We start from the raw sequence: 11,508 nt of genomic DNA, 5'->3' as shown, positions 1-11,508 counted from the left end.
TATCTCCATAGGTGTATTCCTTATCTTCTGCATCAATGGTAGTGTTGATGGAATCCTCAACTGAGTCTTCTCCACCTTCATCACCATCTCCGCTTGTATCAGGATCATCAGGGACAGTTTGCTCTCCTTCGGATAAGGTTTCAACATCATTTAAATTGTTATCAACATCCCCAATAACACTGACATCATCTATTGCCATATCCTGAGAAATTACATCAGCATCGCTTGCAGCAGATACTGAGCTCATTCCTAATAAAAGGAACAATGATATCAATGAAATCAAAAGGACATATGATTTCTTAAAATTCATAATTTTTGTATCCTCCTTAAAAATTTTGAGTCAAATACATAAATTCTTATAAATATCAGAACTTAATTCACATATAATTTAAGTGATTTTCACCCATTTTAGTTTCTATTTTTAGTTTGAATATGAAATATTCACTATAATTATATACATATATAATATTTTTATAATAATATATATCATTTTTGTTTTAGATTAACTAAATTAAGATTTAATAAAATCAAAAATATGATAAAAAACAATCAATTCCAATGATTAAACTTTTAGAATAGATACAATTATAAGAAATAATGCTTAAAATAGTATATACTAAAAGAAGATATAGACATGATGCTTTAAATTTAATTAGGTGATAAATTGAAAGAATTCAAACTTAAATCTCCATATAAGCCACTTGGTGACCAGCCACAGGCCATTGAATCCCTTGTAAACGGTATTAAAAAGGGATTTCATGAACAGACACTTTTAGGTGTCACCGGTTCCGGAAAGACATATACAATGGCTAACATCATTGAAAAGGTGCAAAAGCCAACATTGATCATATCTCACAACAAGACATTGGCTGCACAATTATACGAGGAATTCAAGGTGTTTTTCCCAGATAACGCTGTAGAATACTTTGTCAGCTATTATGATTACTACCAGCCAGAAGCTTATGTGCCAAGAACAGACACTTTCATTGATAAAGAGGCTTCAATCAATGAAGAGATAGACATAATGAGGCATTCAGCTACACAATCACTTTTATCTAGAGATGATGTTATTGTTGTGAGCAGTGTAAGCTGCATCTATGGTATCGGTTCACCTGAAGATTATGGAGAATTTGCATTTTCCATCGCTGTAGGAGATATTTATGAGCGCAGCGACATTTTAAGAAAACTTATTTTCATGCAATATGAAAGAAATGACATTGCATTTGAAAGAGGTCAATTCAGGGTAAGGGGAGATGTTATTGAAATCAACCCTGTTCATGGTACCCCTCCAATAAGAATTGAACTCTTTGGTGATGAAATCGATGCAATCAGCTTGATAGACCCAGTTACAGGCAAAAAGGAAGAGCCTCTTCAAAGGTATATGATATTTCCAGCAAAGCACTTCGTAGTAGGTGCTGACAGAATGGATCAAGCTTTAAAGGACATCAATGATGAGCTTGAAAGCAGGCTAAGAGAGTTGAATCTCAATGGAAAATATGTTGAAGCTCAAAGATTGGAGCAAAGAACCCGTTTTGATATAGAAATGCTTCAGGAAATGGGCTATTGTCCAGGAATTGAAAACTATTCCATGCATTTGTCAGGCAGAAATTGGGGAGACATGCCTTATTCATTGCTTAAATACTTCCCAGATGACTATTTGACAATCATTGACGAATCTCATGTAACAGTACCTCAGATTAGGGGAATGTACAATGGGGACAGGTCAAGAAAGGAAACTCTTGTGCAATATGGATTCAGATTGCCTTCTGCAAAGGAAAACAGGCCACTCAGATTTGATGAGTTTGAAGCCATTCAAAATCAGGTTCTTTATGTATCAGCTACTCCTGGACCTTATGAAATGTCAAGAAGCCAAAATATTGTAGAGCAAATCATCAGGCCAACAGGTCTTGTAGACCCTAAAATCACAATCAGGCCAGTTCAAGGGCAAGTTGAGGATTTGCTTAAGGAAGTCAGGAAGAAAGTGGCAAAAGACCAAAGGATTCTTGTCACAACACTTACCAAGAGAATGGCAGAGGACTTGACAGATTACTATGCCAGAATAGGAATCAAGGTAAGGTATCTTCACTCAGAGATCGATACATTGGAGAGAGTGGAGATCATCGACGATTTAAGGCGTGGAGAGTTCGATGTTCTTGTTGGTGTAAACCTGCTTAGAGAAGGGCTTGACCTACCTGAAGTGGGGCTTGTAGCTATTTTAGATGCAGATAAGGAAGGATTCCTGAGGTCTGAAACATCCCTTATCCAGACAATTGGAAGAGCTGCAAGGAATGTGGATGGTGAAGTTCTCATGTATGTTGATGACATGACAGATTCAGTCAAGAATGCTGTTGACATTACTAACAAGAGAAGAAAGCTTCAAATGGCATACAATGAGAAATATAACATCACTCCTCAATCAACATACAGGACTCTTAAGGACAAGAAGATGTCAACCAAGAAGACTCCTTCAAGAGATGACCTTAAGGGCATGCCTAAGGATGAGCTTAAGCTATTGATCAAGGACTTAGAGGCAGAAATGAAAGAGGCTGCTAATGATTTGGATTTCGAAAGAGCAGCTGTTTTAAGAGATCAAATTGTTGCCTTGAAAAGTATTAAAAAGTTCTAAAATCATCAATAATTTAATAAAAATAGTCTAAAAAAGAGATCATATAATTTAATCTAAAAATTTTAAAAATAAAAAAAAGAGTTGTAGGAAAACCCTACGACTTAATTTTCTTCTTTTTCTAATGCTTCTATTACAGTATGTCTAAATACTAGAATAGCATCATCTTCTGGATTTAATTCCAATGCATTGTCCAAGCATTTTAAAGCATCTGCATTTTGGTTCAATTGGCTCAAAACCATTCCCTTGTATTTCCAATATACCGGATTTTGAGGGTCTGCATTCACTGCCTTATCAAAACAGGAATCCGCTTCATTGAAACGATTTACGGCAAATAAAGTCATTCCCTTCAAGAACCAGGTTTTCTCATTTTCAAAGTCAAGTTCCAATGATCTGTCAAAACATTCAATCGCTTCATCTGTTTGACCTAAAAGACCTAAAGTACTTGCTTTCATATTCCAAGCTTCAGGACGTCTTTTATCTGCCTTTAATGCAGCTTGATAAGCATCTAATGCTTCTTCATACTTGTTTTCTTTTCTTAATTGATTTCCTTTTTCCATCAATTCATCGAATTCCATAGAATCACCAGGATAAGAATAATTTATAAAAATATTAAACAAAAATTAATAATTTTTACTTATTTTAAAATATGTTAACACGTGTTAATAAAATTTATCATAACGGCGTGATATTTTTTAAAAATAGAAAAAAAGAGTTTAAATGAAAAATTGGTAAAAAAATAGTAGTTAATTGAACATTAAAAATGAAAAAAAAGAATAAAAAGAATAAAAAAAGTAATTTATTCATTTGGAATTAAAATACGACCTCTTACAGGAGGTTCAGTCATTGTAACAAACTTATAAACTTCCTTATTTATTTGATGCTGATAATAGATTATATCAAGCATGTCATCTGTTACATCATTTATCTTAATGAATTTCCTAAGTCTTGGTTCATCAAAAGGATTATCGATTTCTATTTCATCTCCAGGACTGTAATTGTTTTCCAAGTGATTATCCAATATTTCCTGAGCGGAAATCATTTTATCTCTTATTTCCTCTCCTTTCAATTCACCTAATAGGAATTCCTGGTCTAAATCAAATGTTAAATATTCATATTGATCGTTGAATTTTAAATTGCTTCCTGTTTTCATAGTCATGTTATCACTCAAGTCTACAATATATATTATATTGGCTAAGTTTATAAATTTTTATGAATTTGAGGAAATGAGAAAATAAAAAGGATGAAAATTAATGAGAATGAATGAAAAAATAGAATAAAAAAATGAATAAAATTATTTAAAATAATTAAAAAATAATTAAAATTATTAAAAAATAAAAAATAATTAGAATAAATTAATTAAAATCAATTAATTTATTCATAAGCACTTACAGAACGAGTTGCCCTTTTAAATTCATCAAACAAATGGTCAATATCATCATCTGATTCAGTATCAACTTGAGAAATGTTGAGAACCAATTCTTCAGACAACTTATCTAAACCTTTAATAATTGAATTTAACAATAAAAGCTTGTTTTTAAGCTCGTCCTCTACTTTTGTACTGTATTCAGTACTTAATTCAAGAATACTATATCCTGCATTCAATTGGCTGTAGAATGTTTCATGAGAATCATCGACAACTCTCTTGAATCTGGAATAAGTCAATTGAGGCGGAGCAAATCTCTTTTCAATTAACTCCAATGTGCTTTTTTCCTTTTTAGGATATAATTCCTCTAACTCTTTAAACTGCTTTTTGTAATATTGGAATGCCGGAACAACGCCATCTTCCATTTTAACATAGACAGATTTATCTTTTTGTTTTGCTTCTTTAGTTTCTTTTGTTTCAGATTTAACTTTAAATTCAGCTTCTTTAGCGGATATTTGTTCCCTATACTCATACAATGGCTCAGGTTCAGTGGCAACCATTATGGATCTGATTATTGATACGAAGTAGAAAAGAACTGCGGCTTTAAACGCAACAAATCTGACCTGTGAAAATCCTATGCCTAAAATTCCAATAATCCAAGGAATCTCATAGAGAATTCCCTCAAGATACAAGGTTTTATTTGGTGCAGTTTTACCTTTATAGACCAAACCAAGACCATTGAATAATGGAATGAATGAAATTAAGATCCATAAGGAATTGATGATGCTATCAATCTTTTCATCCAAGCTTGTTTCAACAATATTGGATTGATCCAATTGCTTTTGAAGTGTATAATCTACCATAAAGCTTCTGACAATGGAAACAATTGATGCTAAAGTACCAAAAATGAACATTGGAGTTGATACAGCAAGATTTGGCAAAGTCAACAATCCCAAAATAAGAGGCAATTCATAAAGTATTCCCTCTGCAAACCATTGAGCATTTGCATATTTGTTTCCAATATAAACAAATCCTAAACCATTAAAGAATGGAAGAAAGGATATCAATACCCATAAAGAGCTTGTAATCTTTGAAAAAATAGTTCGTGTCATAACCCCCACCTACAACTTTTTCAAATATTTTCTTTATTTCTTTAAATGTTTAATTAAATATTTAATTAAATTTCAGTTTCTATTAGTTTCTAATGTATTTGTTAGGACATTTTCATATCCTAAAGTTACTATAATATTTTTAGTATATAAGGTTTTGTATTTATTTTTCAAAAATGTATACTTTTTTGAAATTTTTAAAAAAAAATTAGGAAAAATTATGATTTTGATATATTTTGAATATTTATGGAAATTTTAAATAAATTTATAATGAATAAAACAATAATTTTAATTAGGAATGAAAATTTTTTAAATTCTTTGAAAAATTATAAATTATATCAGAGGCAAAACATGAGCTTTTATCAAAAAAGCAAGTTTAATTACTTTTTATCAATATTGATTATAATAGATTTAATCTTGATTACACTAACATTGATTTCAGATGTAGGAGAGAACCTATATTTCAGCATAATTATCTTTGATACAGCTTTATGTATAATTCTCTTTATTGACTTCTTTACAAGATTATCTGATAGCGATGACAAGAAGCATTTCCTAATCAAAAACTGGACAGAACTCATTGCTGCAATTCCATTTGATTTGATCATGTTGCCATTTGTCTTGAACGGTTCTCTATTAAGAGTGTTCAAGGTTTTGAAATTCATTAAGGTAATCGCTCTCTTTTCACAGTTTTTTGAAACAATTGACTTTTTCCTTAAAAAGACTCATTTGGATGAAATATTCGGAATAACACTACTTGTTGTACTTGCTTCCACACTCGGATTATACCTATTTGATCCAAGCATAAACAGCTTATTTGACAGCCTATGGTTTGTTCTTTCAACAATTACAACAGTAGGTTATGGTGACGTTCTACCCCAATCCGGTGCTGGAAAGATAATTGGTCTTATAACATTGATAGTTGGAGTATTGATATTCAGTACAGTTACAGGAGCTATTGCATCTTACTTTGCAAGAAGAATATTAATGAATGAAGACTTCAACATTACAGAAAATGACGACAACATTGAACTTTTAAAAGAGACTTTAAGGTCAAACAAGAAAAATCTCAATGAAGTTCATAGCAAAGTCTATAAAATAGACAATGATGTCGAGTCACTTAAAAAAGAGATAAGTGAATTGAAAGAAATTAATAAAGAATTAAAAGAAGAGATTGAAACTTTAAATGAAAACTTAAAAAATAATTAATTAATAAAAAATCTATTTTTATGAATGATAAAAAGGATTATTCACTTATAATCCTTTACTGAATTTATCAAATTATCCATATTTGAGAACAATTCCTTTAGGTCCTCTTCTGATTTTTCATTGTCACCATCATGAATGATGAGCTCTTCTATAAGATTATTCATCTCATCATTGATTGATTCCATAATGCTTATTTTATCTTTAACGGTTTCATCCAGTCTTTCACTGTATTCTGAAGCCATTTCGATAATGCTTGTAGCAGAATCGGATTGGTGATAGAATAACTTATGACAACTATCTATAACTGACATGAAACGATTATGACTTAATTCCCCAGTCTCAAATCGTTTATTGATTAAGCCAGTGATATTCTCTTCCTTTTTATCAAATGCTTGTTTTTGATTATCGATTTCAATCTTATATGGCTTAAACTCAGGAATAATATCAACAACAGCATTTTCAACTGGTTTTGGACTGATATCTGGAGCAGGTGTGCTGACTACAGGTTGAGGTGATGGATTAAATGACATGTTATCCATTCTTTTTTCCTCAAAGTAAATCATGATTGTTCTTGCGATTGACAATATCCACCCTATTACAGCTATTCCAACAAAATAACTTGCTATTCCATTATCTGAGCCAGATAAAACGAAAATTGGAATCCAAAGGATTTCAAATAATGCCCCTTCTAAAATCCATCTTTGAACATTTCTCCTATTTCCTACAATGATTAATCCCATACCATTCAAAAGCATGATTATTGAAAATACTACCCAAAGGGAACTTGATTTTTTCCCCATTGGTTCAGAACTACTGTAAATTCCTTTCTTATAGGTGAAAGAGACATATATTGTTCTTAAAATGCATATGAACATGAATAATAATGCAAAACCAGCTAAGGTAGTTCCAAGATTATCATTATAAACACATAAAAACAATAAAAACCAAGGCAGTTCATATACCAAACCTTCAATAATCCAGTTCCTATTGGATTCCTTTGATCCCATATAGATAAAAGTCAACCCATTTATTATTGGAATGAATGAAAGCAGTATCAAAAAAGTTTTTTCTAAAGTGCTAAAAGCAGAATTTTCCATATGATTCCCCCTTAAAATAAATCATATATGTATATGTTTTCACTTTATATAAAATTTTTCAAAAAGATTAATTTTTAAGCAAAGATTTATAAAAAATAAAAATCATTATAAGTTAAGAATAATCAAAAATAGTATTAGTAAAAGAACAAAATTAAACAATATTTATTAATTCAATAATTATCAAGGTATTAAAATGTCAACTAAAGTCAACTCACCAGATGAACTTCCTAGAAAGCCTGGAATTTACATAATGAAAGACAAGAATGAGGAAATCATCTATGTGGGAAAGTCAAAATCACTTAGAAGCAGAGTGAGATCCTATTTTCAAAAAAACCTTGATAGGCCTAAGACCCAAGTCTTGATGAGTCATTTCAACAGCCTTGAATACATTGTAACAAATACTGAAAAAGAGGCACTTATTCTTGAAGCAAACCTCATTAAGAAACATAAGCCAAGATACAATATCAACCTAAAGGATGATAAAAGGTACCCTTATGTTAAGATAACTGATGAGGATTTCCCTAAAATAGTCATAACAAGGGATATAGGCAAAAAAGGTTCATACTACGGCCCTTTTACAGATGTTACTGCTGTTAGACAAACCGTAAAGTTCCTAAAGCAACTCTTTAGAATAAGAACCTGCAAAAGAATGGATGGTCCATGCTTGAACAGCCAGATTGACTTATGTTACGCCCCATGCAACGGCAGCATTTCCAAAGAGGAATATCATGAGCATATCAAGAAGATAGACCTTTTCTTCCAAGGAAAGTACAATAAGATCATCAAAGACCTTGAATCTGAGATGAAGGAAGCTGCTAAAAATCAGGAATTTGAAAAGGCAGCAGTCATAAGAGACCAAATAAGTTCAATTGAGGAAGTCATGAACAAGCAATTCGTTGAATTGAACAACGAGCTTGACCAAGACATCATTGCAATCTCATACACCACTCAAAATGCAGTTGTAGTAGTGATGAACATCAGAAACGGAAAGATCATTGGAAAAGACGATTTCCTTATGGACGGTTCACAGCATACAACTTCCGATGAGGTCATATCTGCTTTCATAAAGCAATTCTATGGAATAAACAGGCATATTCCTAAAGAGATTTTAATCGAAGAGGATATACCTGATGACAAGCTTATTGAAGAATGGCTAAGCGACTTAAGGGGTAACAAGGTGTCTATAAAAGTCCCTCAGAAAGGAAATAAGTTAAGATTAGTTAGAATGGCAGGTAAAAATGCAGATATCATAAAGAATCAAAAGCAAAAGATGGAAAACTCAATGATTGAGCTTAAGAAGTATCTCAAGCTTGAAAAGCTTCCAAGAGTGATTGAAGGTTACGACATTTCAAACATTTCCGGAAAATTGGCAGTTGGTTCCAAGGTTTCATTTTTAGATGGAAAACCAAATAAGAAGCAATATAAGAAATTCAAGATGAACACTCCCGGACCTAACGATTTTGCCATGATGAAGGAACTTCTTGAGAGAAGACTAATGCCTCTTAAGGAACATTATGACAAGATTAGAATCAATGAGGAACACTTGAGAAAGAACGAAGCGGAAACTGAAAGAATCGTTCCATTAAAATTAGGGGAAGAGCCAAATCTTATCGTTATCGATGGTGGAAAAGGACAATTAGGCATGGCTGTTGATGTATTGAAAGAATACAAGCTTACACATATACCTATAATCGGTCTTGCTAAGGAATTTGAAGAGATTTATATTCCAAACAGCAGTTTCCCAATAAGGATTCCTCAAGACAATGAAGCGTTGCATTTGCTTCAGCAAGTGAGAGACGAATCCCACAGGTTCGCAGTTACATACCATAGGAAATTAAGGTCCAAAAAGATTGAAGAATCTCCATTGGATAATATTGTCGGTATAGGCAAAAAAAGAAAAATAGAGCTTTTAAGACATTTTGGAGATTTAGAAGCTATTGAAAAAGCAAGCATCGATGAGATAAAAGAAGTTAATGGAATGAATGAAAAAGCAGCAACTAATGTTTACGACTATTTCCATAATGAAAAAAATGACTAGACTTGCCTTGAGATATAATCAAAGAATAGCTTTGCCAAGTTCTTGTTGGTGAACATGACCTTATAAGAGACATCATCACAGATTATATCCACTTTTTTTCCATCGATTCTGCAATCCATGATATTATCGAAACTTATTTTTATATTCTCCTTTCCTTTGAAGAATATCTCTTTTTTAGTTAAAAAAGCATTAGCGCGAATTCTTTTTGATTCATCATTTATTTGAAGCAGACATTTTAGGTCAAGATTTAAGAACCAATCTGAATTTAAGAACTCATTTACAAGCTTGGGAGTGGTATGGAACTTATTGATTCCTTTCTTATCCATAAACATGTTCAAAAGAAACCTGTCTATATTGTTCTCCTTAATGATGATTTCAGCATCATTATGGGCTTTCAAGACTTCTTCAGATGGCTTCTTAACCATTAGATCATTGTTTTTTCTTCTAAATCTGCTAAACAACATGTCTTTAGTAATTTTATTTAGTGATTATGACTTGGGTCATCACAATCAGGATCATCACATTCCTCAAAGTCATAAAGCTCGCAAATAGCTTCCAAAGGAAGTTCTACAGCATTTTCATGGAATGGATTGATTACAACACCATCAAACTCATCATCTTCTATATCAGAAAGAAGCATTGCAAGGTCTTCAGCGGAAATAACTAAACCGAATATGTCGAAATCCTCTTCTTCAGCTAATTTTTCAAGCTCATCGTCATCAGTGTAGATTGGGAAGAGTACATTTCCGTCCTCATCTTCAAGTCTCATGATTTCAAGGTCAATCTCTTCATCTAAAGCAATTTCCTCATCGGTTTTTCCTTCAAGAGCTTCAACATCTGAATTCAATTCAGCTGGAATGATGAAAGTAGCTTCCATAAATGCATCTACAAAAGCTTCCAATTGATCTTCATTCATTTCTTCAGGTCTGGTTTTCATGATTTCTTTAAGTTCTGGATTTTCAACTCTTTCATCCATAAGTAATTCTCCATCTATTAGATATATAAATATATATTTTGATAATATAAAAATTTATTTTAATTTTTATTCTTACATAATTTTATGACTAAATCTCGACTAATTCTTACTTTTTCACAATCTGGTTTTATTCTTAAAATCTCATCATAAATCCTTATCACTTTATTATAATCAGATAATTTCATAAAAATCAGCGCTTTATTATATAATGAATTAATATGCTTTGAGTCTAAATCCAATATTTTATCATAACATAAAAGAGCCTCATCTAATCGGGATAATTTTTCTAATGAAACTGCTTTTTGATATAAAATTCTTATTTTATTTGGATTTAATTTTAAATACTCATCAAATGAATCAATAGCATCCTCAAATAAATTTAATCGATATAACAAAGTCGCTTTACTGTCTAAAACGCTTAAATTACTTGGATTGATTTGTAAAAATTTATTATAATGATTTAAAAGTTTTTTATAATCTTCAGATTGATTTTCTTCCAGTTGTAAAATCTTTTCATACAACCTATAATCACATTCCGAATCATCTTCCATTAAAAAGCCATTATTGCTATTTTGTTTAAGATAATTATCTTCAATCTCTTCATTTATTAAATTATCATAATCGGACAAATCATCATAATTTGATTCCATTCTCTCATTTTTAATGAAGAATTCATCCAAATCATAATTATTTTCGAATAAATAATTAATTAAGTTCTCCTTATTATATAATGCATAAGAATCATTAGGGTCTAACTCTAAAGTCTTATTATAATACTCTAATGCTTCATCAAATTTGTTGAGTTCTGTTAAAGACTTAGCTTTAAAATTCAAAACACGAGTATTGTCTGGAAAATCATTTCGATGGCATCATCGAACATATGTAAATTATGTAAAGCCCTTCCTTTAAAAGTTAAAACAACTATATCATTAGGTGTGATATCTAGAATTTTATCATAACATAGAATAGCTTCTTCAAATTTTGAGGCATTATAAAGAACTTTAGATTTATATATTAATGATAAAAAATTATGTTCTTATGTTGCCGATGGTTTAATTATTGCAACTCCAACTGGTTCAACAGCATATTC

At 31.4% G+C, this 11,508-nt stretch carries 12 protein-coding genes and 1 pseudogene; 4 read left to right on the top strand and 9 right to left on the bottom strand.

Annotated elements, in window-relative coordinates:
* Positions 1 to 310: hypothetical protein (locus tag Q0409_RS10295; RefSeq protein WP_298537915.1), on the bottom strand; the 310-nt coding region annotated here is incomplete at its 3' end.
* Positions 311 to 664: 354 nt separating this feature from the next.
* Between Q0409_RS10295 and uvrB the strand changes: the two genes are divergently transcribed.
* On the top strand, positions 665 to 2,626 hold the full coding sequence (uvrB, locus tag Q0409_RS10290) for an excinuclease ABC subunit UvrB (RefSeq protein ID WP_298537912.1): 1,962 nt from the start codon (positions 665 to 667) through the stop codon (positions 2,624 to 2,626).
* A gap of 101 nt (positions 2,627 to 2,727) precedes the next feature.
* Here uvrB and Q0409_RS10285 read toward each other — a convergent pair whose 3' ends face one another.
* The 3 genes from Q0409_RS10285 to Q0409_RS10275 form a co-directional block, all read right to left on the bottom strand.
* Entirely contained in the window at positions 2,728 to 3,201 is a 474-nt protein-coding gene (locus Q0409_RS10285) for a tetratricopeptide repeat protein (RefSeq protein ID WP_298537909.1), read from the bottom strand.
* 221 nt (positions 3,202 to 3,422) lie between these two features.
* A complete protein-coding gene (locus Q0409_RS10280; RefSeq protein ID WP_298537906.1) occupies positions 3,423 to 3,782 on the bottom strand; it encodes a hypothetical protein in 360 nt (119 codons plus the stop codon).
* A gap of 215 nt (positions 3,783 to 3,997) precedes the next feature.
* On the bottom strand, positions 3,998 to 5,101 hold the full coding sequence (locus Q0409_RS10275; RefSeq protein WP_298537903.1) for a hypothetical protein: 1,104 nt from the start codon (positions 5,099 to 5,101) through the stop codon (positions 3,998 to 4,000).
* 243 nt (positions 5,102 to 5,344) lie between these two features.
* Here Q0409_RS10275 and Q0409_RS10270 point away from each other — a divergent pair, with 243 nt between their 5' ends.
* On the top strand, positions 5,345 to 6,307 hold the full coding sequence (locus tag Q0409_RS10270; RefSeq protein WP_366940130.1) for an ion channel: 963 nt from the start codon (positions 5,345 to 5,347) through the stop codon (positions 6,305 to 6,307).
* Positions 6,308 to 6,348: 41 nt separating this feature from the next.
* Here the strand turns inward: Q0409_RS10270 and Q0409_RS10265 are convergent, their stop codons facing one another.
* Positions 6,349 to 7,404 (bottom strand): hypothetical protein, encoded by a 1,056-nt coding sequence (locus Q0409_RS10265; protein WP_298537898.1) that lies wholly within the window; start codon positions 7,402 to 7,404, stop codon positions 6,349 to 6,351.
* Positions 7,405 to 7,597: 193 nt separating this feature from the next.
* On the opposite strand from Q0409_RS10265, the gene uvrC reads away from it, so the two are divergent.
* Positions 7,598 to 9,442, top strand: coding sequence for an excinuclease ABC subunit UvrC (uvrC, locus tag Q0409_RS10260; RefSeq protein ID WP_298537895.1), 1,845 nt, complete (start codon positions 7,598 to 7,600; stop codon positions 9,440 to 9,442).
* Here the strand turns inward: uvrC and Q0409_RS10255 are convergent.
* The 4 genes and pseudogenes from Q0409_RS10255 to Q0409_RS10420 form a co-directional block, all read right to left on the bottom strand.
* Complete coding sequence (locus tag Q0409_RS10255; RefSeq protein WP_298537892.1) at positions 9,439 to 9,867, bottom strand: hypothetical protein; 429 nt, start codon at positions 9,865 to 9,867, stop codon at positions 9,439 to 9,441. The genes uvrC and Q0409_RS10255 overlap by 4 nt on opposite strands.
* Before the next feature lie 56 nt (positions 9,868 to 9,923).
* A complete protein-coding gene (locus tag Q0409_RS10250; protein ID WP_298537888.1) occupies positions 9,924 to 10,418 on the bottom strand; it encodes an SseB family protein in 495 nt (164 codons plus the stop codon).
* A gap of 59 nt (positions 10,419 to 10,477) precedes the next feature.
* Positions 10,478 to 10,969, bottom strand: a complete 492-nt coding sequence (locus tag Q0409_RS10425; protein WP_366940132.1) for a CDC27 family protein — start codon at positions 10,967 to 10,969, stop codon at positions 10,478 to 10,480.
* Between the two features lie 201 nt (positions 10,970 to 11,170).
* Positions 11,171 to 11,260, bottom strand: a pseudogene (locus Q0409_RS10420) (tetratricopeptide repeat protein); the annotation flags it as partial.
* Positions 11,261 to 11,431: 171 nt separating this feature from the next.
* On the opposite strand from Q0409_RS10420, the gene Q0409_RS10415 reads away from it, so the two are divergent.
* Positions 11,432 to 11,508, top strand: a 77-nt coding sequence (locus Q0409_RS10415) for a hypothetical protein (RefSeq protein ID WP_366940131.1), incomplete at its 3' end; no start/stop codon positions are given.

The organism is uncultured Methanobrevibacter sp., assembly GCF_937898925.1.
GTDB lineage: Archaea > Methanobacteriota > Methanobacteria > Methanobacteriales > Methanobacteriaceae > Methanobrevibacter.
Note: the sequence above shows the minus strand (reverse complement) of the source record. Positions and strands in the feature narration are given on the sequence as shown.